This window comes from Streptomyces sp. NPDC048248 (assembly GCF_043201875.1).
Lineage (GTDB): Bacteria > Actinomycetota > Actinomycetes > Streptomycetales > Streptomycetaceae > Streptomyces.
This window is the reverse complement of record NZ_JBICZL010000005.1, coordinates 314,875-335,817: the sequence shown is the minus strand read 5'-3', so window position 1 is coordinate 335,817 and position 20,943 is coordinate 314,875. Positions and strand designations below refer to the sequence as shown.

General features: G+C 71.7%; 17 protein-coding genes. 5 read left to right on the top strand and 12 right to left on the bottom strand.

Going from position 1 to position 20,943, the window contains the following annotated elements; all coding sequences use genetic code 11:
* Positions 1-126: 126 nt before the first annotated feature.
* Together ACGFZW_RS12885 and ACGFZW_RS12880 are read right to left on the bottom strand one after the other, a co-directional pair.
* Complete coding sequence (locus ACGFZW_RS12885; RefSeq protein WP_393893111.1) at positions 127-1,455, bottom strand: nitrate/nitrite transporter; 1,329 nt, start codon at positions 1,453-1,455, stop codon at positions 127-129.
* A complete protein-coding gene (locus ACGFZW_RS12880) occupies positions 1,452-2,156 on the bottom strand; it encodes a GntR family transcriptional regulator (RefSeq protein ID WP_393893110.1) in 705 nt (234 codons plus the stop codon). Before ACGFZW_RS12880 ends, ACGFZW_RS12885 begins: the two co-directional genes overlap by 4 nt.
* Positions 2,157-2,542: 386 nt before the next feature.
* Here ACGFZW_RS12880 and ACGFZW_RS12875 point away from each other — a divergent pair, with 386 nt between their 5' ends.
* Positions 2,543-2,719 carry a hypothetical protein gene (locus tag ACGFZW_RS12875; protein ID WP_393893109.1) on the top strand — a complete coding sequence of 59 codons (177 nt, stop codon included), beginning with the start codon at positions 2,543-2,545 and terminating at the stop codon, positions 2,717-2,719.
* 142 nt (positions 2,720-2,861) lie between these two features.
* Here ACGFZW_RS12875 and ACGFZW_RS12870 read toward each other — a convergent pair whose 3' ends face one another.
* From ACGFZW_RS12870 to pdhA, 3 genes are read right to left on the bottom strand one after another with little or no spacing between them, the layout of a single operon-like run.
* Entirely contained in the window at positions 2,862-4,325 is a 1,464-nt protein-coding gene (locus ACGFZW_RS12870) for a dihydrolipoamide acetyltransferase family protein (RefSeq protein WP_393893108.1), read from the bottom strand.
* Positions 4,326-4,348: 23 nt separating this feature from the next.
* Positions 4,349-5,332 (bottom strand): alpha-ketoacid dehydrogenase subunit beta, encoded by a 984-nt coding sequence (locus ACGFZW_RS12865; protein WP_393893107.1) that lies wholly within the window; start codon positions 5,330-5,332, stop codon positions 4,349-4,351.
* A gap of 2 nt (positions 5,333-5,334) precedes the next feature.
* A complete protein-coding gene (gene pdhA / locus ACGFZW_RS12860; RefSeq protein ID WP_393893106.1) occupies positions 5,335-6,561 on the bottom strand; it encodes a pyruvate dehydrogenase (acetyl-transferring) E1 component subunit alpha in 1,227 nt (408 codons plus the stop codon).
* A 328-nt stretch (positions 6,562-6,889) separates the two neighbouring features.
* Here pdhA and ACGFZW_RS12855 point away from each other — a divergent pair, with 328 nt between their 5' ends.
* The 3 genes from ACGFZW_RS12855 (at position 6,890) to ACGFZW_RS12845 (ending at position 9,212) form a co-directional block, all read left to right on the top strand.
* Entirely contained in the window at positions 6,890-7,549 is a 660-nt protein-coding gene (locus ACGFZW_RS12855) for a response regulator (RefSeq protein ID WP_393893105.1), read from the top strand.
* A gap of 150 nt (positions 7,550-7,699) precedes the next feature.
* Positions 7,700-8,116, top strand: a complete 417-nt coding sequence (locus ACGFZW_RS12850) for a pyridoxamine 5'-phosphate oxidase family protein (protein WP_393893104.1) — start codon at positions 7,700-7,702, stop codon at positions 8,114-8,116.
* Positions 8,117-8,168: 52 nt separating this feature from the next.
* A complete protein-coding gene (locus tag ACGFZW_RS12845) occupies positions 8,169-9,212 on the top strand; it encodes a phosphotransferase (protein ID WP_393893103.1) in 1,044 nt (347 codons plus the stop codon).
* A 161-nt stretch (positions 9,213-9,373) separates the two neighbouring features.
* Here the strand turns inward: ACGFZW_RS12845 and ACGFZW_RS12840 are convergent, their stop codons facing one another.
* Positions 9,374-10,978 (bottom strand): protein kinase, encoded by a 1,605-nt coding sequence (locus ACGFZW_RS12840; protein WP_393893102.1) that lies wholly within the window; start codon positions 10,976-10,978, stop codon positions 9,374-9,376.
* Positions 10,979-11,291: 313 nt separating this feature from the next.
* Here ACGFZW_RS12840 and ACGFZW_RS12835 point away from each other — a divergent pair, with 313 nt between their 5' ends.
* On the top strand, positions 11,292-12,956 hold the full coding sequence (locus ACGFZW_RS12835; protein WP_393893101.1) for a protein kinase: 1,665 nt from the start codon (positions 11,292-11,294) through the stop codon (positions 12,954-12,956).
* 140 nt (positions 12,957-13,096) lie between these two features.
* Here ACGFZW_RS12835 and ACGFZW_RS12830 read toward each other — a convergent pair whose 3' ends face one another.
* From ACGFZW_RS12830 to ACGFZW_RS12805, 6 genes are all read right to left on the bottom strand, one after another.
* Entirely contained in the window at positions 13,097-13,669 is a 573-nt protein-coding gene (locus ACGFZW_RS12830; protein ID WP_393893100.1) for a bacterial proteasome activator family protein, read from the bottom strand.
* Positions 13,670-13,889: 220 nt separating this feature from the next.
* Positions 13,890-14,726: a hypothetical protein gene (locus tag ACGFZW_RS12825; RefSeq protein WP_393893099.1), complete on the bottom strand. Its 837-nt coding sequence runs from the start codon at positions 14,724-14,726 to the stop codon at positions 13,890-13,892.
* Positions 14,727-14,965: 239 nt separating this feature from the next.
* Positions 14,966-15,943: an NAD(P)H-quinone oxidoreductase gene (locus tag ACGFZW_RS12820; RefSeq protein WP_393893098.1), complete on the bottom strand. Its 978-nt coding sequence runs from the start codon at positions 15,941-15,943 to the stop codon at positions 14,966-14,968.
* A gap of 238 nt (positions 15,944-16,181) precedes the next feature.
* Complete coding sequence (locus tag ACGFZW_RS12815) at positions 16,182-17,327, bottom strand: potassium channel family protein (protein WP_393893097.1); 1,146 nt, start codon at positions 17,325-17,327, stop codon at positions 16,182-16,184.
* Complete coding sequence (locus tag ACGFZW_RS12810) at positions 17,324-19,330, bottom strand: molybdopterin-binding protein (RefSeq protein WP_393893096.1); 2,007 nt, start codon at positions 19,328-19,330, stop codon at positions 17,324-17,326. Before ACGFZW_RS12810 ends, ACGFZW_RS12815 begins: the two co-directional genes overlap by 4 nt.
* On the bottom strand, positions 19,327-20,505 hold the full coding sequence (locus ACGFZW_RS12805) for a DUF6457 domain-containing protein (protein ID WP_393893095.1): 1,179 nt from the start codon (positions 20,503-20,505) through the stop codon (positions 19,327-19,329). The genes ACGFZW_RS12810 and ACGFZW_RS12805 overlap by 4 nt, the downstream gene beginning before the upstream one ends.
* Between the last annotated feature and the right edge of the window lie 438 nt (positions 20,506-20,943).

Below are 20,943 nucleotides of genomic sequence, written 5' to 3'. Positions count from 1 at the left end.
GAGCATGCGAGAGCGCGCGCCCCGAGGCCCGGGGCGGGGGCTCCGCCCCGTCGTCGGGTTTCACGTGAAACGCCGGCAGTGCCTGCGGCGGCCCCACGGCGGGCCGCCGCCACAGGCCGGGAACCGTCACACGGGAACGTGCACCGCCTCGACCCGGCTGACCACCAGCCGCTCCCGCTCCCGCCGCGCCGCGCGCCGACGCAGCCGCAGAATCTGCGAGACGCCGAGCGCTTCCAGGACGAAGAGGGAGAGGAAGGCGATCCGGTAGTTGTCGCCGGTCGCGTCGAGGAGCACACCCACGGCCAGCAGGGTCGTCATCGAGGCGGTGAATCCGCCCATGTTGACGATGCCGGAGGCGGTGCCCTGCCGCTCCGGCGTGTTCGCGGGCCGGGCGAAGTCGAAGCCGATCATCGAGGCGGGGCCGCAGGCGCCCAGCACCACACACAGCGTGACCAGCAGCCCCATGGGCGCGTGCGCGGTCGGCCACGCCAGCGTGATCCCCCACATCAGCGCGGTGGCACCGACGGTTCCGAGGGCCAGCGGCATACGTGCGGCGTGATGGCGGGCGATGACCTGGCCGAAGATCAGTCCGACGACCATGTTGGACAGCACCACCAGGGTGAGCAGCTCCCCGGCGGTGCCGCGGGACAGGCCCTGCGCCTCCACCAGGAACGGCAGCCCCCACAGCAGCAGGAAGACCATCGCGGGGAACTGGGTGGTGAAGTGGACCCACATCCCGAGCCGGGTACCGGGCTCCCGCCATGCCTCCGTGATCTGCCGCCGCACGAACGCGGGGCCGGTGTGCTCGGCGGGCGCCGGGGGCGGCTCGTGGCCCTTCGGGTGGTCCTTGAGGAAGAGCAGCAGCAACGCCAGGACCACGAGACCGCCCACCGCGCTGGCGGCGAAGGTCGGGGTCCAGCCGAAGCTGTGCAGGAACCGGGCGAGCACGAGGGTGGAGATCAGGTTCCCCGCCATGCCGACCAGTGCGGCGATCTGCGCGATCATCGGCCCGCGCCGGGCCGGGAACCACCGGGAGCCCAGCCGCAGCACGCTGATGAACGTCATGGCGTCACCGCAGCCGAGCAGCGCCCGCGAGCCGAGCGCCATGGCGTACGACTCGGAGAGCGCGAAGCCGAACTGACCGAGCGTGTAGAGCACGACCCCGAGGGTCAGCACCTTCTTGGGCCCGAGCCGGTCGACCATCAGGCCGACGGGTATCTGCATCCCCGCGTACACGAGCAGTTGCAGGATGGAGAAGGTGGACAGCGCGGAGGCATTGATGTGGAAGCGCTCGGCCGCGTCCAGTCCGGCCACACCGAGGCTCGTACGGTAGGTGATCGCGACGAAGTAGACGGCGACGCCGATGCCCCAGACCGCCATGGCCCGGCGGCCGCCGGGCGGGTCCGAGGGCAGCAGGCGCGCCGAGGCGCCGCTCGCCGGTGTGCCGCCGCTCATCGCACGTCCCCCTGCGCGAGGTTGCGGACCCAGCTGACGTGCCGGTGCACGGCGTCGGTCGCGGCGTCCGGATCACCGGCCCGCAGCGCATCGAGGATCTCCGCGTGCTCGGCGAGGTTCTTGGCGATCCGGTCGGGGTGCGCGTGCATCACCGCGACCCCCATCCGCAGCTGCCGGTCGCGCAGCTGCTCGTAGAGCCGGTCCAGGATCTGGTTGCCGGCGTTGCGCACGATGGCGGCGTGGAAGGCCCGGTCCGTGACGGACACGGCGGCCAGATCCCCGGACTCGACCTGCTGCCGCATCGTCTCCAGCAGCTCGGTGAGTTCGTCGATCAGCGTCTCGCCCGCGGGCACCGCCTTGGCCGCCGCGTGCTTCTCCACCAGCAGCCGGGTCTCGACGACGTCGGCGATCTCCTGCGCGGAGACCGGCAGCACCAGCGCACCCTTCTTGGGGTAGAGCTTGATCAGCCCTTCGACCTCCAGCCGCAGCAGGGCCTCGCGCACCGGGGTGCGCGAGACGCCCACGGCCTCGGCGAGCTCACCCTCGGTGAGCAGCATGCCGCCCTCGTAGCGGCGCTCCAGGACGGCGTCCTTGATGTGCGCGTAGACCCGCTCGGCGGCGGGCGGCGCCTTGGTGGCCTGCTTGGCGGGCCGGTCGGCGGCGGATTCCCTGGCGGCTGTGCGGGTCGGGGCAGTGGGCATGCGCACAGGATAGATACAACAGGTATGCGTGCGGCGGAGCATTCCGCGATGCGGACAACAGGGGCCGGGGGCAGCCACAGAGCCGGGCGCCCGGCGTACTCTCGGCCCATCCCGGCCGTCGGCGGCCACCCTGGCGGTCGGTGGCCGTCCGGGCGGTCGGCGGGGCCCGCCGGTACCTGCCGGACGCCGTCGCCGTGCGCCTCCGGCGCCGGGAAGGCCCCACCCGTCGGCGCCCGCCCCGAGGGTCGTCTCTGCCGCAAGGGGGAGGAGGGGTCAGACTCAAGTCTGATGCGAGTCCGTACCTGACGCGTACGCAGCGGCCCGGATCGCGTGGCTGAATGGAGGCAGGGAGCCGGAAAGGCTTCGTCACCCAAGGGGAGTTGAGCATGCAGCCCAGGACGACCGCCGGCCGCCGCACCCGGAACACCGTCGTGGTGGCCCTGATCGTCGCGGCGCTGTGGGCGGGTGCCGCCATCGCGCGCGGCGCCGCGCCCGGCGAACGCACCGGCCCGACCGGCCCGGTGGCGCACTTCAGCCGCGCGGTGGAACTCATCCGGGGCTGAGCGGCCCCAGGGCGGCGGTCACGCCGCCGCCCGGTGGACGGGCGCGCGCCCCTCGCGCGCCGGTCCCCCACTCGAACGCGCCGGTGGCCCGCCTGCACACGCAAGCGGGCCACCGGTACGCGGGCGGCTCATCCCGGGGTCATCAGCCCCAGGTGATCAGCCGCTTGGGGTGTTCCAGCACCGCCGCGATGTCGGCGAGGAGCTTGGAGCCCAGCTCGCCGTCGATCAGACGGTGGTCGAAGGACAGCGCCAGGGTGGTGACCTGACGCGGCTTCACCTTGCCCTTGTGAATCCACGGCTGCAGCTTGACCGCGCCGAAGGCGAGGATCGCCGACTCCCCCGGATTGAGGATCGGCGTGCCCGTGTCGACACCGAAGACACCGACATTGGTGATCGTCACCGTGCCGCCGGCCATCGCCGCCGGAGAGGTCTTGCCCTCCCGCGCCGTCGCCACCAGGTCACCCAGTTCCGCGGCGAGCTGCGGCAGCGTCTTGACGCCCGCGTCCTTGATGTTCGGCACGATCAGCCCGCGCGGAGTGGCCGCAGCGATCCCGAGATTGACGTAGTCCTTGAGGACGATCTCCTGACCGGCCTCGTCCCAGGACGCGTTGACCTCCGGATGCCGCTTGATCGCGACAAGGAACGCCTTGGCCACCAGCAGCAGCGGATTGACCCGCAGCCCGGCCATGTCCGGGTCCTGCTTGAGCTCCTGGACGAGCTTCATCGTGCGGGTCACATCGACGGTGATGAACTCCGTGACGTGCGGCGCGGTGAAGGCACTGGCCACCATCGCCTGCGCGGTCGCCTTACGGACACCCTTCACCGGCACCCGCCGCTCACGGGCGGCCGCATCGACAGTGCCGACCGTGCCGGCGGCTTCCGGTGCGGGCACCTCGGTGGCGGACGGCGTGGCCACCGAAGGAGCCGGCGCCGGTGCGGCGGCGGCGTGCACGTCCTCGCGGGTGATGATCCCCTCGGGGCCGGTCGGGATCACGGCGGTCAGATCGATGCCGAGGTCCTTGGCCAGCTTGCGCACCGGCGGCTTGGCCAGCGGCCGGCCGGCGGGCGCGGCAGGCGCCTGCGGGACGGCAGGTGCCGGGGCGGGCGCGGCCGCAGCGGGTGCCGCCCGCCCGTTCATCTCCGCCTGAAGCCCCGCGATCACGGGCTCCGACTGGGCCGGCACTCCCGGCTGCGGCTTGCGGGCCCGACGCTTGGTCGAGGACGGCGCGGCGCCGTAGCCGACGAGCACCGCCTGCCTGCCCTGCGGCTCCGCGTCGTCATCGGCGGCTTCGGCGGCCGGCGGGGCCGCCGCCTGCTGGGCCTGCGCCGGTGCCGCGGGCCCGGCGCCCGGGTCGGTGTCCACCGAGATGATGACGGTGCCGACGTCGACCGTGACGCCCTCGCCGAAGTTCAGCTCGTGCACCACCCCGTCGAAGGGAATGGGCAGTTCGACGGCGGCCTTGGCGGTCTCGACCTCACAGACGACCTGGCCGTCGGTGACGGTGTCGCCCGGCTGGACGTACCACTTGAGGATCTCCGCCTCGGTGAGCCCCTCGCCCACGTCGGGCATCTTGAACTCACGGAAGCGCTGATCAGTTGCGGTCATGGTCACGACTCTCCTCAAGCCCTTCAGTACGCCAACGCGCGGTCAACGGCGTCGAGCACCCGGTCCAGTCCCGGCAGGTACTCGTCCTCCAACCGGGAGGGCGGATACGGAGCGTGGAACCCGCCGACCCGCAGGACCGGGGCCTCCAGGTGGTAGAAGCAGCGCTCCGTGATCCGGGCGGCGATCTCCGCGCCGGTACCGAGGAAGACCGGGGCCTCGTGGACCACGACCAGCCGGCCGGTCTTCTCGACCGACGTCTGGACGGTGTCGAAGTCGATCGGGGAGAGCGAGCGCAGGTCGACGACCTCGACCGACTTGCCCTCCTCCGCCGCGACCTTGGCGACATCGAGGCAGACCTTCACCATCGGGCCGTAGGCGGCCAGCGTGAGGTCCGATCCGGCCTGTGCGACGCGGGCCGCGTGCAGCGGATCGGGGATCGCCTCGGTGTCCAGCCGCGACTTGTCGTGGTAGCGGCGCTTGGGTTCGAAGTAGATGACCGGGTCATCGCCCGCGATGGCCTGCTGGAGCATCCAGTAGGCGTCCGAGGAGTTCGAGGGGGAGACGCACTTGAGGCCCGCGACGTGCGCGAACAGCGCCTCGGGGGATTCCGAGTGGTGCTCGACCGCGCCGATGCCGCCCGCGTAGGGGATGCGGATGACGACGGGCACCTTGACCTTGCCCAGCGCCCGCGCGTGCATCTTCGCGAGCTGGGTGACGATCTGGTCGTAGGCGGGGAAGACGAAGCCGTCGAACTGGATCTCCACGACGGGGCGGTAGCCGCGCAGGGCCATGCCGATCGCGGTGCCGACGATGCCGGACTCGGCGAGCGGGGTGTCGATCACCCGGTCCTCGCCGAAGTCCTTCTGCAGCCCGTCGGTGACGCGGAAGACGCCGCCGAGCTTGCCGACGTCCTCGCCCATGACGAGGACCTTGCTGTCGGCCGCCATGGACGTCCGCAGCGATTCGTTGATCGCCTTGGCGATGGTGATCTTCTCGAAGACTGCCATGGTCAGTTCCCCTCCGCGGCGGCATCGGCGTCGGCGAAGGACGCCTGGTACGCGGCGAACTGCGCGCGCTCCTCATCGACGAGCGCGTGCCCGTCGGCATAGACGTTCTCGAAGATCGCCATGGTGTCCGGGTCGGGCATCGCCCGTACGACGTCGCGGACCCGCTTGCCCAGGGCCTCGCTCTCCTCCTCGATCGAGGCGAGGTAGGCGTCGTCGACGAAGCCCTCCGCCTCCAGATACGTCCGCAGGCGCTCGATCGGGTCCTTGGCCTCCCAGGCCAGCGTCTCCTCGTCGGCCCGGTACTTCGTCGGGTCGTCGGAGGTGGTGTGCGCGCCCATGCGGTAGGTGAACGCCTCGACCAGCGTCGGGCCCTGGCCGGTGCGGGCGCGCTCCAGCGCCGCCTTGGTCACCGCAAGACAGGCCAGCACGTCGTTGCCGTCGACCCGGACGCCCGGGAAGCCGTAGCCGCGGGCGCGCTGGTAGAGCGGGACACGGGTCTGCCGCTCGGTGGGCTCGGAGATCGCCCACTGGTTGTTCTGGCAGAAGAAGACGACCGGGGCGTTGTAGACCGCGGAGAAGGTGAAGGACTCGGCGACATCGCCCTGGCTGGAGGCGCCGTCACCGAAGTACGCGATGACCGCGGAGTCCGCGCCGTCCTTCTGCACACCCATCGCGTAGCCGGTCGCGTGCAGGGTCTGCGAGCCGATGACGATGGTGTAGAGGTGGAAGTTGTTGCTGTTGGGGTCCCAGCCGCCGTGGTTGACCCCGCGGAACATGCCCAGCAGGTTCGTCGGGTCGACGCCACGGCACCACGCCACACCGTGCTCGCGGTAGGTCGGGAAGACGTAGTCGTCGTCGTGCAGCGCGCGGCCGGAGCCGATCTGTGCGGCTTCCTGGCCCAGCAGCGAGGCCCACAGACCCAGCTCGCCCTGGCGCTGGAGAGTCGTCGCCTCGGCGTCGAATTTCCTCGTCAGCACCATGTCGCGGTAGAGACCGCGCAGTTCCTCGGGGGAAAGGTCGATCGCGTATTCGGGGTGCTCGACCCGCTTGCCCTCCGGGGTCAGCAGTTGTACGAGCTGATCCTGCTCCGCCTGGTCGCGCCGGTCCGCAGGGCCGGTTTCCGCGCCCTTGGCGGTCGCGGCCTTCTTGGCCGGCGACGCCTTTTTGGCGGTGGTGCGCTTGCTGCCGGCGCGGGTGGTTTTCCGCTGGGCAGTGCCTTCCACGGTCACGTGCTGCTCCTCCGTCTGTCCGGCCCCCGGGGTCCGCCGGTGGCCGTATTGCGGCTCACCCGGTATCCGATACGGCGCACGGGGTGTGTGCGAACGCGGCCGGATCCGGGTGGAACAAAGCGTCCCGGACAGTGGCCTGCTCATTGCACGTTACCCATTGTCAAAGCCTAAGTGGAAACGGCGCTGACCTGCGATTTTGCTTGGATTTCCAAGTAAATCGCGGGGGCTGGGAACAACTCCTGGTCACAGCGTTGCAGGCCGCCGGGACAACGGCACGTTATATCGGTGACCTGGAGCACGGGAAGGGTTGGTGTGTGAGACTGAGGCCGTGCACGAAGACGGAAAAATCACGGTATTCCTGCTCGATGACCACGAAGTGGTCCGGCGCGGCCTGCACGAAATGCTGTCCGCCGAAGCGGACATCGAGGTGGTCGGGGAGGCAGGCACCGCCGCAGATGCCCAGGTCAGGATCCCTGCGACCCGTCCGGACGTCGCCGTGCTCGACGTCCGCCTCCCGGACGGCAGCGGCGTCGAGGTCTGCCGGGAGATCCGTTCGCAGAACGATGCGATCAAATGCCTGATGCTCACGTCATATGCCGACGACGAGGCGCTCTTCGACGCGATCATGGCCGGTGCGTCCGGGTATGTCCTCAAGGCCATTCGGGGTAACGAGCTGCTCTCCGCGATCCGCGACGTGGCGGCCGGCAAGTCCCTGCTGGACCCGGTGGCGACCGCCCGGGTGCTGGAGCGGCTGCGCGACGGCGACGGCCCCAAGGGCGACGACCGCCTCGCGAACCTCACCGACCAGGAGCGCAGGATCCTCGAACTGATCGGGGAGGGACTGACCAACCGGGCCATCGGCGAACGGCTCCATCTCGCCGAGAAAACAATCAAGAATTACGTCTCCGGCCTGCTCGCCAAACTCGGTATGGAACGCCGTTCGCAAGCCGCCGCGTATGTCGCCCGAATGCAGGCGGAAAGGCGCTGACCAGGCCCGGAACAGATGCCGACCGCGCCGTTTCCGTAGCTTTCCGACATCGCGAATGCACGGACGGGCCCGGCGGTTCGGGACCAAGGTCCCCTCCTCTCGGGGCTGCCGCCCCTACTGCCGCTCCGGCCGGCCGCGCAGTCTGAGGAAATGCCCACCGACGACACGTACGCCATCGAGCTGCTCGGCCGCACCGCCTACGGGCGGGTCTCGGCGAGCCGCCGGGCGCTGCCCTTCACCGCCGTCACCCGGCATCTCGTCCTCGACGGCCGGCTGACCGTGCGCCTGCACCGCGGCCACGGCTACCACCGGGCGCTGGACGGCAGCGTGGTCGCCTACCAGGCCGACAACGCCCACAGCGACGCGTGCGACACCTGGTCCGTACAGGTCACCGGCACCGCCCGCGCGCACGATCCCGGCGCCGGCGAGCGGGCCCTCTTCGGGCAGTCCCCGCTGCTGGCGGACGGTGAGCCCTACGATCCGGTGTACCTGCGCATCGCGCCGCGGTTCGTGACGGTGCACCGCCTCTCGGACGACCCCTCCTCCCGATATGCGCACTCTGCGTAACGCCTTCCGGTAAGCCCGCTTCGCGGCATGTAGTTGATCTAACATCTGGCGCGTGCTGCGCTCATCTGTAGCCCGGACGGCTGCCACGCCCGACGGGCACACCCTCGGATCCCTGCTGCGCCGCTACCCGGGCGCCCAAGAGCCGCTGTCGTGCGAACCCGTCGCCGAGGGCCTGCTCAACCACGGCTACTTCCTCGCCACCACCCACGGGCGCTACTTCCTCAAGCACCACCTCGACGGAGACCTCGGCGCCCTCACCCGCCAGCACCGGGCCACCCGCAGGCTCGGCGCCCTCGGCCTGCCGGTCGCGCCACCGATCGCCGACGCGGACGGCCGGACCGTCACCGTGCTGGACGGCCGCTGCTACGCCCTGCACCCCTGGATCGAAGGCGGACATCTCGGCGGCGCGGCACTCACCGGCGACCGGTCCCGCCGGCTCGGCGCGCTGCTCGGCCTGGTGCACACCGCCCTGGAACAGGTGATGGCGGATACTCCGCACCCGCCCCGCCCGCCCGGTGCGGAGGCCGCCGCCGACCCCGCGCGGACCTTCGAGATGATCGACGACCTGCTGGCGCTGGCCCGCCGCGCCCGCCCGCGCACCAGCTTCGACGAGCTCGCCGAGCACCGGCTGCTGGAGCGCAGAGCGCTGCTGGAGCGACAGGCCCACCGGCGCCCCGCGGCAGGTGCGCAGCCCGCGGCGGGATGGGTGCACGGCGACTTCCACCCCCTGAACGTGCTCTACCGCGGCGGCGAGCCGGCCGCGATCGTCGACTGGGACCGGCTCGGCGTCCAACCGCGCGCCGAGGAAGCGGTACGTGCCGCCGCGATCTTCTTCGTCCGCCCCTGCGGCACCCTCGACCTGGCCAAGGTCGCGGCGTACGCGGGCGCCTACCGCAGCGCCTGCGGAGCCGGGCCCGGCGAACTCGCAGCGGCCGTGCACCGGGTCTGGTGGGAGCGGCTGAACGACTTCTGGATGCTTACCTGGCGCTACCGCCTGGGCGACCGCCGCACCGATCCGCAGTTCCCGGCGGCGGCCGCACTGGCGGTGTGGTGGACCCGCGAATACACACGGGTCCAGGACGCCTTCACCGGCTGAACCAGCTCGGCGCGACCGGGCCTCCAGGGCTCGGCGGGGCCGTGTGCCGCCCGCCCCCGTCGTGGAACACGAAACGGGCCGGGCTCCGATGATCCGGAGCCCGGCCCGCCATGTCGTTCCTGCCGTCGGCCCGACGGGGTCCCCGCCCGGCCGGTCCTTCGTCAGCCGTTGGTGCCGAGCGGACCGCCGTCGACGCCGGTGGTCGTGCCGCTGTCCGTCCCACTGGTGGTGCCGGAGTCGGTGCCGCTGGAGGTGCCGCCGTCCGAAGTCCCGCCGTCCGAGGTCCCGCCGTCCGAGGTGCCGCCGTCGGCGTCGTCGGTGGGCGGCACGGACGTCGGCGGGGTGGAAGTCGGCGGCTCCGAGGTGGGCGGCGAGGACGTCGACGGGGTGGTGGGCGGCGTGCTCGGCGGCTCGGTGAACGGGCCGGAGTCGCCACCCGTACCGCCCGGTTCGGTCTGCGGCGTGGAGGGCTCCTCCGTGGGCGGCTCGGAGGTCTTGTCCTCCTTCGACTGGCTCGGCGAAGGCGACTTGGTGGTGTCCGGGCCGGTGTTGCCGCTGTTGGCGTTCTGGAGCGCGAAGGCGACACCCACCGCGATCGCGATCACCGCGAGCGCCGCGATCAGCCAGATCTTGCCGCGGCCGCCCTTGCCGGGCCGCTGCCCGCCCTCGAACCCACCGTCGTCCGCCCGCATACCGGGCGGCAGGATCGGGTTCGCCGCCGTGGATCCAGAATCGGGGTGCGGCAGTGCGGTGGTGGCGGCGGTGCCCATGGCCGGGGTGCTGCCACCCTCGTGCATCGAGACCGGGCCGGTGTTCCAGGTGCCGGTGTGCCCGCCCTGCTCGTGCAGCATCTGCAGGGAGTACTGCACCAGCCCGCGCATCTCCTCCGCGGACTGGAAACGGTCGTCGGGGTCCTTCGCCAGCGACCGCATCACCAGGCCGTCCAGCTCCGGCGGCACCGCCTCGGCGACCTCCGACGGCGGCACCGGCATGTCCTGAACATGCTGGTAGACGACCGAAAGCGGGGTCTCGCCGGTGAACGGCGGCCGCAGGGCGAGCAGCTCGTAGAGCAGACACCCGGTGGCGTAGAGGTCGGAGCGGGTGTCGACGGTCTTGCCGAGCGCCTGCTCCGGCGAGAGGTACTGGGGGGTGCCCATGACCATGCCGGTCTGCGTCATCGTGGACGCCGCGCCGTGCAGGGCGCGGGCGATGCCGAAGTCCATCACCTTGACGGCGCCGCTGTGCGTGATGATGACGTTCGCGGGCTTGATGTCACGGTGCACGATGCCGTGCTGGTGGCTGTAGGCCAGCGCCTCCAGCACACCGGAGACGATGATCAGCGCCTGGTCCGGCGGCGGGGCGTCGGCGTTGAGCAGCAGATCGCGGATGGTGCGGCCCTCGACCAGCTCCATGACGATGTACGGCACGGTGTTGCCGCCGACGAAGTCCTCGCCGGAGTCGTAGACCGCGACGACCGCGTGGTGGTTCAGGCCGGCGACGGACTGTGCCTCCCGCGTGAAGCGGGCCTTGGACACCGGGTCCTCGGCGAGGTCGGCGCGCAGCAGCTTCACGGCGACGGTGCGGCCGAGCCGCACGTCCTCGGCGGCGAACACCTCCGCCATGCCACCCCGGCCGAGCCGGTGCGTGAGCCGGTAGCGGCCGTCGCCGACCAGCCCGCCGTTGCCCCACATCTCCGGTGCGTCGGGGATATTGGAGCCGGTGGCGTCAGGATCGGACGGGCCCTGGGGGCTCTGCGTCGGTGCCATCGGTCCTCGCCGTCGATTCGGTCCGCGTGAGAGCGGTAAGGTCTCGGTCTTCGCTAGAGCACGCTACAGGCTCCGCGACACCCGCCGGTCCGAAGTGGACCGGCCATCAAACCTTCCGGGCACCCGGTGTCGCAAGTTCACCAGGGGTATGAAGAGCCCCAAAACGTCTCACCACCGTGACGGGATCTTGCACATCTGGTCACGGAACGGGCACACGGCTTGACGTGTCCGGGGCCTGGGGCAGACTTGGCTGCGGAATTCCAGAATTTGATCGCGATACGTGCGGGTAGTGCGCCTAGGGGGAAGCAAAACGATGAGCCAGGACGGCGCTCAAGGCCAATTCGAGGGCCGTTCGGTCGGCGGCGGACGCTACCAGCTTCGTGATCTTCTCGGTGCGGGCGGAATGGCTTCCGTGCACCTTGCATACGACAGCGTGCTGGACCGCGAGGTCGCGATCAAGACCCTGCACACCGAGCTCGGCCGAGAACAGGCATTTCGCGAACGCTTCCGCCGCGAAGCACAGTCGGTGGCAAAGCTCACGCACACCAATATCGTCTCGGTCTTCGACTCCGGTGAGGACGAGCTCGACGGCGGCATGGTGCCGTACATCATCATGGAGTACGTCTCCGGGCAGCCGCTGCGCTCGGAACTCGACGCCGATGTCGCCCGGCACGGCGCGATGCCGACGGAAAAGGCGCTGAAGATCACCGCCGATGTGCTCGCCGCCCTGGAGGCGAGCCATGAGATGGGCCTGGTCCACCGGGACATCAAGCCCGGCAACGTCATGATGACCAAGCGCAATGTCGTCAAGGTCATGGACTTCGGCATCGCCCGCGCCATGCAGTCCGGCGTGACGTCCATGACGCAGACCGGCATGGTCGTCGGCACCCCGCAGTACCTCTCGCCCGAGCAGGCGCTGGGCCGCGGCGTGGACGCCCGCTCCGACCTGTACTCCGTCGGCATCATGCTCTTCGAGCTGCTGACCGGGCAGCTGCCGTTCGACGCCGACTCCCCGCTGGCCATCGCCTACGCGCATGTGCAGGAGGAGCCCCCGGTCCCGTCGAGCATCAACCGCTCGGTGCCCCCGGCCGTGGACGCCCTGGTGGCGCGGGCGCTGAAGAAGAACCCCAACGAGCGGTTCCCGACCGCCGAGGCGATGCGCGACGAGTGTCTGCGCATCGCCGGATCCGCGCAGTCCGGCGCGACCCCGCTGATCATCAGTGAGGGCCCGCGGGCGCGCACCAGCGGCTCGTCGGTCTCCTCCGCGGTGTTCCCCGCCGCGAGCGGCAACCCGCACACCCCGGCGCCGCCGAGCGTGCAGCAGCCGTATCAGCCGACACAGGCCGCCTTCGGGCCCTCAACGCCTCCGCCGCCGCCGAACAACGCCTATCCGACGCCGGCGCCGGCTCCGACGCCCACGCCGTTCCACGGCGGGGGCTTCCAGGCTCCGCCGCCGTACACCCCGGCCCCCGTGACGGCCTCGATGCCTGCGGGCGGCGGCCCGGGCGGGCGGAAGAACAACACCCCGGTGATCGTCGTCTCGGCGATCGTCGGCGTCGTCGTGGTCACCGCGATCGCGATCGGTATCGGTCTGAGCGCCGGCTCCAGCGGCACCGAGGGCACCGACGACACCCCGACGTCGACCTACACGCCGTACTCCTACACGCCCTCGCCCAGCGCGAGCGTGCGGCCGGAGGACAAGACCGCGACGATCCTGTCGTCCGAGTGCAGCAGCCCCACCAAGAGCTACAGCGACAAGGGCAAGATCCTCTTCCCGTCCTTCCGCTTCAAGAACCTGGACTCGGTGAAGGCCTGCATCGAGGCGGCCGGCTGGAAGTACAAGATCGTGAAGGAAGAGGACAGCTCGATCTGGGGCAAGAACACCGTCACGGATCAGACCCCCGCGGCCATCAGCTGGTGGTACCCGAGCAGCAACGACACCATCGAGCTGACCATCTCGACCGGTCGTAGCGGCTGATCGACGCAGGCCGTCAGGCCCGTAAGCGCAGAAGGGGCCGGCACGCAGTGCGTGCCGGCCCCTTCCGTGTGCCACTTCCTCGTTCCGCGCCGCTCCTTCGGTCTTCACGGGCAGCGAGCGGTCGGCCCGACCGTCAGTCCTCAGAGGTACGGGCCGGAGCGGGCGCCGCCGTGGGCGGGGTGCTCCTCATCGCCTTCGAGCGGGCCGGCACCGGGCGGGAGCGCACGGCGCATCGATTCGAGTTGGGCGCGGGCCGCCATCTGCTGGGCGAACAGCGCGGTCTGGATTCCGTGGAAAAGGCCCTCGAGCCAGCCCACCAACTGGGCCTGGGCAATGCGCAGTTCCGCCTCCGTGGGCACCGAGTCCTCGGTGAAGGGCAGGGAGAGCCGCTCCAGCTCCTCCACCAACTCGGGCGCCAGCCCGTCCTCCAGCTCCTTGAGCGAGGTGGCGTGGATGTCCTTGAGCCGGACGCGGCTCGCCTCGTCCAGCGGAGCGGACTTCACCTCTTCCAGCAACTGTTTGATCATGCTGCCGATACGCATGACCTTCGCAGGCTGCTCGACCATCTCCGTCACCGGCACCTCGCGACTCTCGTCACCCTCGTCCCCGCCACCGGAGCCACCGGAGCCGGCGCTACCGAGCGCCATGCCATCCGGGCCGACAACCAGGACGTGCGGGCTATCCTGCGACCGTTCGTTCATCGGCATATCCATGCCGCCATTCTCTCGTATCGGTCCTCAAGAAACGTGGTGCCCCCAGGGGAGGGTGATCCACCGCGTCGGAGCGAAGTCGTTGTGCGCGCGATCTTTGTACGCCCGTGCGAGCCCCTGGTCGGGGCGTGCGGCGGCGGACTCACCGGACAGGCGTGAGGACCTCTCGGACCGGCCTGCGCGCCTCGTGGGACCGCCGCTGTTTCACGTGAAACGGCGGGGGTCAGCGGCGGCGCAGCCGAAGGCCGAGAAAGGCGAGGCCGAGGCCGGTGAGAGCAAGGCCGGTGCCCATGGGAAGGACGCGTTCGACCCGCGCTTCCGGAGCTTCGAAGGTGTACGGACTGCCCTCGGCCGCCGGGCCCGCTTCGAGACCATCCTGCGTGGCGTCGCCCTGCCCCTCGGACGCCCCGGGCGTCTGCCGCGGCGCCCCCGGCGCCACGAACCGTTCGCGCGCCTCGGGACGGCGCGGAGGCTTCGCCGGGGCGGCTTTCGTCGGCGCCGGCTTGGAGGCCGGCGGCGACGGTGCGGGCGACGGCTCTGCGGGGGCCGGAGGAATCTGCACGTCGTCGGCCTCGGGCAGGCCGGTCGGCTCGGACGGCTGCGGGCTCTCCGCCGCGGGGGCGTCACTGCCCTCGTCCGGCGGCTCCTGCGCGGACTCCGGCGGGGAGGGGACGTCCGTCGGCGGCGGGGAGGGGTGGTGCGGTTTCGGTGCACCCGGGAGGTGGGACGGCGGGTCCGGGAAAGCGGGAAGCAGATCCGGTAGCTCAGGGAAGTCCGGCATCTCCGGGACCGGGTCCCAGTCGTCAGCGAACCCCGCCGGCGCCCCCGGGCGGCCGGGATGCCCCCGCCCCACCCCGGCGCGGCTGCCGGCCAGCGGCAGATCCGCCGGAGCTGCGTCGGGCCGATCTTGCGGGTGACCGAGGTGCGGGGGACGGTCGACCGGTGTTCTCTGCTGGTCGGAGGCTGTCGCGGTGGTTACCGCCACCTGGAGGGGGAGGACCGCAGCGAGCACCAGAAGGCTGGTGGCGATGCGCGAACGGAACCGTGGAGCCACGACCATTGCCCCCTCCGTGCCGAGCCGTCGAGTGACGTGTCCAGCGTCACATCTCTCAAGATTTCCGGCATCTCGAGCAGGTCGTTCGAGCGAGGAGACGGCCGGGACTCATCACCTGGTCACCTGGGCCAACCGGCGCAACGGGCCCCGACGACCCGCAGCGCCGGCTGGATCCCTCGCGGACAGGGCTCGCGCGGGACGGCCGGGGGCGGGCCCGTGGGCCCGCCCCCATGCGGCCTGCCGCGTCAGACCGTCAGCACGACCTTGCCGACGTGCGTGCTCGCGTCCACCACACGGTGCGCCTCGGCGGCGTCCGCCATCGGGATCGTGCGGTCCACGATCGGCCGGACCTGGCCGTTGCCGATCAGTGGCCACACGTGTTCGCGCACGGCGGCGACGATGGCCGCCTTCTCGTTCAGCGGACGGGCACGCAGCCCGGTGGCGGTGATCGCGGCACGCTTGGACAACAGCGCCGCGAGATTCAGCTCCGCCTTCACGCCACCCTGCATGCCGATGATCGCCAGCCGCCCGCTCACCGCAAGCGCCTTGACGTTCTTCTGCAGGTACTTGGCGCCGATGATGTCGAGGATGACGTCCGCACCCTTGCCGTCGGTGGCCTTGCGGATCTCCTGGACGAAGTCCTGCTCGCGGTAGTCGATGAGGATGTCCGCGCCCAGCTCCGCACAGCGCGCCAGCTTCTCCGGACCGCCGGCGGTGACCGCCACGCGCGCACCGACCGCCTTCGCCAGCTGGATCGCCATCGTGCCGATACCGCTGGCGCCGCCGTGCACCAGCAGCGTCTCGCCGGGCCGCAGGTGCGCGATCATGAAGACGTTCGACCAGACCGTGCACGCCACCTCGGGCAGCGCGGCGGCCTGGATCAGGTCGAGGCCCGGCGGCACCGGCAGGACCTGACCGGCGGGCACGGCGACCTTCTCGGCGTAGCCGCCGCCCGAAAGCAGCGCGCACACCTCGTCGCCGACGGCCCATCCGCTGACGCCGGGGCCGACCTCCGCGATCCGGCCGGCGCACTCCAGACCGGGATACGAGGAGGAGCCGGGCGGTGGGTCGTAGAAGCCCTGACGCTGGAGCAGGTCGGCGCGGTTCACCGCGCTGGCCACGACCTCGACCAGCACCTCACCGTCGGCGGGCTGCGGATCGGGCACGTCCGCCCAGACAAGTGCTTCGGGGCCACCGGGCTCGGGGATAGTGATCGCTCGCATGGGCGCGAGGCTACTCGCCGTCCGCCCGTGGGGCGACGGGGCGGGGGCGGCAACCGCCACAGGAGCGGCGATCGCGGAGAGCGCCACCGAGGCCGCGCGACATGAGGCGCCGACAGGTCACGGGACCAACTGCCGGACGCCGTAACGGGGATGACGAACACGGCGACGCCGGCCAGCCACCCGTCAGCCCGGGTACCGGCCCGCCCCCGATGCGCCGGCCCACATCACGTCCCTGCCGCTACTCGCCCGCCCGGCGCATCGGGGAGACACCGCTGCCGGGCGTCGGCCCGTGAGAGCGGCCGGACTGCCTGCCCTGGAGGGGCTGCTCCTCCGTCGGGGCCGCCCGGACGATCGTGATCAGCCGGTCCGCCGTCTGCAACGGGCTGGCCGCCGGATCGTCATAACCGAGGAGGCGGTGGCCTCGCAGGACCGACACGACCAGGTCCTCGGTGTCCCGGACGGACTTGCCGACCTCCGCCTTCACCACCGGCCGCTCCACCAGGTCGAGGCCGCTGCCCTGCTGGATCAGATCCTCCATGACCGTGCCCGCGCTGGGGCTGAGGACGGAGAGCCCCAGCAGCCGGCCGGCCGCGCTGGCGGAGGTGATCACCGAGTCGGCGCCGGACTGCCGCAGCAGCGGGGCGTTCTCCTCCTCGCGCACCGCGGCGACGATATTGGCCTTGGTGTTCAGCTGACGCGCGGTCAACGACACCAGCACCGCGGTGTCGTCGCGCTGGGTGGCGATGACGACCTGCCGGGCGCGCTGGATCTCGGCCCGCAGCAGGACATCGCTGCGCGTCGCGTCGCCGACCACGCCCGCGAAGCCGTCGGCCACCGCGGCGTCGATCACCTTGGCGCTCGGGTCGACGATGACGATGCGGTCGCGGCTCAGGCCCGTGGCGCAGAGGGTCTGGGCGGCACTGCGGCCCTTGGTCCCGAAGCCGACGATGACGGTGTGGTCGCGCAAGGCGTTTCTCCAGCGTTTCAGTTGCCACTGCTCACGGGTGCGTTCGGTCAGCACCTCCAGTGTGGTCCCGACCAGGATGATCAGGAAGAGCACCCGCAGGGGCGTGATGAGCAGGATGTTCAGCAGCCGCGCGGTGTCGCCGTAGGGGACGATGTCGCCGTAGCCGGTGGTCGAGAGGGTGACGGTCGCGTAGTAGACGCAGTCGAGGAGGTCGACGCTGCCATTGGCGTTGTCGTGGTAGTCGTCCCGGTCGATCCAGACGATGAAGACCGTCGCGACGAGGACGGTGAGCGCCATCAGCAGGCGGCGAAAGACCTGGCGCAACGGCGCCATGGGGGTGCGGCGCGGCAATATGACCCGACGCGAGTGATCCTCGGGGATCTCGCGCGCGGCGGCGTCCTGGGACGGGAGCTTCACGCGGTGCCTCCGGCGGGGGGCGCGGGGAACGGGGAGCCCGTGGAGTGTGTCCCGGACGGCGGCCACGGGGCGGACGAATCGGAGGCGCCGACCGGGCCGTACGCCGTGTCGGGTGTGGCCCAGCCTCCCGCGCCACCGGCCGACCAGGGAAGATCCAGCAACTCGACCTCATCACCGCGGTCCGCGCCACCTGCCGGGATCACGGCGAGCGCGTCGGCGGCGGCGATCCCACGCAGCATGGCGGGCCCGTTGTAGTGCAGTGGCGCCGCCATCACGCCGTGCTGGTCGTCGTCCCGGTAGGCCACCGGGACGAGCCGGGTGTCGTGCGGATGCCCGTAGACGGCTCCGGCAAGCGGGGTGGGGTAGGCCGTGGCCGGGCGCCGGGCGGCAAGCGTTCGCAGCAGCGGCTCGGCGAGGGTGAGCAGTCCCGAGACGGCGGCGAGCGGGTTGCCCGGGAGGCCGACGAGGTGGCGGTGCGGGGTGATCCGGGCGAGCAGCATGGGATGCCCCGGACGTACCGCCACACCGTCCACCAGCACCTCCGCGCCCAGGCGGCGCAGGGTGGGGTGGACATGGTCGACGGGCCCCGACGCGGTGCCGCCGGTGGTGATGATCACGTCGGCGGTGGATCCGGCGATGGCCGCGTACAACGTGTCGGCGTCGTCCGCGAGGTGGCGGGGCGCAGCCGCCTCGGTGCCCAGCGCACGCAGCCACGGCGCGAGCATCGGCCCGAGCGCGTCCCGGATCCGGCCCTCCTGCGGCAGTCCGTGTTGCAGCAACTCGTCGCCCAGGATGAGGACTTCGACACGGGGGCGGGGGCAGGTGGTCAGCTCGTCGTAGCCGGCCGCAGCGGCCAGGCCGAGGACGGCCGGGGTCACCAGGGCGCCGACGGGCAGGAGTTGGTCACCGCGGCGGCACTCCTGGCCGCGGGGCCGGATGTCCTGGCCGGGCGACGGGGGCCGGATGGCGTACAACCGCGCCCGGCCGTCACCGAGGCCCCGAACCTCGCAGTGCTCGCTGCGCAGGACGGCGGTCGCGTTGCCGGGCACCCGCGCGCCGGTGGCGATCCGGATCGCATGGCCGTCGGGGAGCATGCCGACGGGGGCGTGACCGGCCAGGATGCCGGGGTGCGAGCCGGCCGGGACCGCGGCGTCGGGGTCGACGGGCCGGTCCTCCTCCTGCTCGGTGAGGTCGGCCGCGTCGGGGACGAGGGGGCTCGCGACCTGGCCCTTTGCGCCGTCCGCCGCGCCGGCGCTCCCGCCGTCCGCCGGGCGGTCGAGCCGCCAGGGGCCCGGGCCGGACACCGCCCAGCCGTCCATGGCCGAGGTGTCGAAGGACGGCAGATCGGTGAGCGCGGTGAGGGGCGCGGCCAGCGTCCGGCCGAGTGCCTCATCGAGCGACGACGTCTCGGGGGCGAGCGGCCCGGCCGCGGCACGCGCGGCAACCTCACGGGCCGTCCCCCAGGGAGCGGCGGGGACGTCCGAACGGTGCGCGCCGGGGGCCGGAGTGCGGTGGGCGGCGGCTGCGGGGCCGGCGTCCTGGGTGGAGCGGGGGGTCCGGCCTGGCTGGGGGGACTGACCGGGCTGGCGGGTCTGATCGGGGCGTGGGGTCTCTCGGGCGTCCGCGGGGTTGCGGGGGCCGTTGGGGCCGCTGGGGCCGTGGGAACTGCTGGGGCCCTGGGGGCGGCCGTGGTCCTGGCGATAGCCGGGGGAGGGCGCGTCGTCGGGGGAGGGCACCTCGCCTGCCGGTCGGGCTGCGCCCCGGCCATCGCCGCTGTCGGCGCCGGGACGGGAGGCGGAAGGGCCACGAGAGGCTGAAGCGCTTCCGGAGGCGGACCCCCAGAGGGCCTCGCATACGTCGAAGGTGCCGGATTCGCTGCCCTTGGCAGAGCCGTTGTTCTCGTACGGCCCCCGGGGTGCCGCAGGACGTACCCGCGCCGCTCCGCGACCGTTGGCCAGCGCGAGCGCGTCGGCGAGCGCGGCGTCGAAGTCCCCGTCGGTCATGTGGCGGTCTTCTTCGCGTTGTCCGTGTGCTTGTCGCCGGCCGTCTTCATTTCGCTCTCGGTCTTCTTCTCGCCGTCGGTCTTCTTTTCGCCGTTGGTCTTCTGTGCGTTGTCCGTGGTGCCGGCGGGGCCGTCCGGCCGGTCGCTCTCGGTGCCCTCCGCGGCCCACCGGTTGGCCAGCGCGGCGGCCTTGGCGGACAGCTCGGCCACGTCACGGCCCTGTTGGCCCGCAGCGAAGCCGATCAGAAACGTCGTCAGCGGAGCTGCGGGGCGGGTCACCCCGTGTGCCGCGTCCCGCGCGAGATCGAGAAGTACCGGCGTGTCGACATCGAGTTCGATGCCCAGCTCGGCCTTGACTGCGGTGATCCATTCGTCCAACACGTTTCCATGCTCCCTGATCCGGGCGCGTGCAGCGCTGATGTCTTCCCAGGTGTCGCAGTCGAAGGATGCCGTGGACGTGGGATCCGGGACCCGTTCGAGCGTCAATCGGGACGTCAGCGCACGCAGCGGCAGCCCGGCCAGACCCCCGTGCGCGGCACGCAACCACTCCAGCTCCCGGCGCAACGGCTCAACCCGATAGGCGGCCACCAACGGCTGATCCCGCCCCGCCCTGTCCCGCAGCAGCGCCCCGTCGGGGGGCGTGACCGTACTGGGGGAGGCGTCAGTGCGGGGGGCGTCAGCGCGGGTGGTGTTCTCCTCGGGAGCGCCGGGGCTGGGCGTGGCGTGAGCAGCGGCGCCAGGACGGGGGTTGATGTATTCGGCGGCGGGGCTGGGGTTGATGTTTTCGGCGGCGTGGCGGGGGGCGCCTTCGCCGGCTGCAGCTTCATCGGCCGACTGCGTCGCAGCGGTCAGCAGGTCGCGTACGGTCGCGGCCGTCAGGAAGGGCAGGTCGGCCGAGAGCACAAGGACCGTAGGGGCGGTGGTCTGCCGCAGACCGGCGTCCAACGCGGCGAGCGGGCCGCCACCGGGCGGATCCTCCAACGCGCGGCGAACCTCGCGGCTGGTCGAACGCCGGGGGCCGACAACGACCGTCACCGCGGCATCCGGGCAGGCCGCGAGCACGCGGTCCAGCAGGGGGCGGCCGCCGACGGACAAGGCGGGTTTGTCCGCCCCGCCGAGCCGACGGGCCGCACCTCCGGCCAGCACGATGGTGTCGTAGTCGGTGTGGTCGCTCACCCCATGAGTATCGCCGGGAGCGTCGTCATCACACAGGGGCCACCGAGTCACTGTGGTTACAGAGCGGTCACCGAGCCCCCACCGCCACGGAGAGGCCCCGAGTCACGGCCCGGGGCCGCACGGACAGAACAGTCACCGATCCACCACGGCCCGCCCGACAGGCCCGTCACCGATGAACAGAACACGGAACGGCATGCTCCCAGGCCCCGGAGTGCGATTCGTCGGCCTCCAGGCCTTCGGGCCGCCTTCTCTGGGGGTTCAGGTTCTCCGGGGCTTCAGGCTCTCGGGCCGCAGGCCCCGGACTGCAGCGCATCGGAGTGCCGTGCCTCGGACTCCGATGCCTCTGGGACCCCCTTCTCTGGGACTTCGTGCGTCGGGCCTCAGTCCGTCCGGTCTCAGGTCCGTCCAGTCTCAGGTCCGTCCGATCTCAGGTCCGTC

Excerpts from the sequence above, each read along its gene's own strand:
- ACGFZW_RS12885 (WP_393893111.1), bottom strand. The coding sequence starts at position 1,455 with ATGAGCGGCGGCACACCGGCGAGCGGCGCCTCGGCGCGCCTGCTGCCC.
- ACGFZW_RS12880 (WP_393893110.1), bottom strand. The coding sequence starts at position 2,156 with ATGCCCACTGCCCCGACCCGCACAGCCGCCAGGGAATCCGCCGCCGAC.
- ACGFZW_RS12875 (WP_393893109.1), top strand. The coding sequence starts at position 2,543 with ATGCAGCCCAGGACGACCGCCGGCCGCCGCACCCGGAACACCGTCGTG.
- ACGFZW_RS12870 (WP_393893108.1), bottom strand. The coding sequence starts at position 4,325 with ATGACCGCAACTGATCAGCGCTTCCGTGAGTTCAAGATGCCCGACGTG.
- ACGFZW_RS12865 (WP_393893107.1), bottom strand. The coding sequence starts at position 5,332 with ATGGCAGTCTTCGAGAAGATCACCATCGCCAAGGCGATCAACGAATCG.
- ACGFZW_RS12850 (WP_393893104.1), top strand. The coding sequence starts at position 7,700 with ATGCCCACCGACGACACGTACGCCATCGAGCTGCTCGGCCGCACCGCC.
- ACGFZW_RS12840 (WP_393893102.1), bottom strand. The coding sequence starts at position 10,978 with ATGGCACCGACGCAGAGCCCCCAGGGCCCGTCCGATCCTGACGCCACC.
- ACGFZW_RS12835 (WP_393893101.1), top strand. The coding sequence starts at position 11,292 with ATGAGCCAGGACGGCGCTCAAGGCCAATTCGAGGGCCGTTCGGTCGGC.
- ACGFZW_RS12830 (WP_393893100.1), bottom strand. The coding sequence starts at position 13,669 with ATGGATATGCCGATGAACGAACGGTCGCAGGATAGCCCGCACGTCCTG.
- ACGFZW_RS12825 (WP_393893099.1), bottom strand. The coding sequence starts at position 14,726 with ATGGTCGTGGCTCCACGGTTCCGTTCGCGCATCGCCACCAGCCTTCTG.
- ACGFZW_RS12820 (WP_393893098.1), bottom strand. The coding sequence starts at position 15,943 with ATGCGAGCGATCACTATCCCCGAGCCCGGTGGCCCCGAAGCACTTGTC.
- ACGFZW_RS12810 (WP_393893096.1), bottom strand. The coding sequence starts at position 19,330 with ATGACCGACGGGGACTTCGACGCCGCGCTCGCCGACGCGCTCGCGCTG.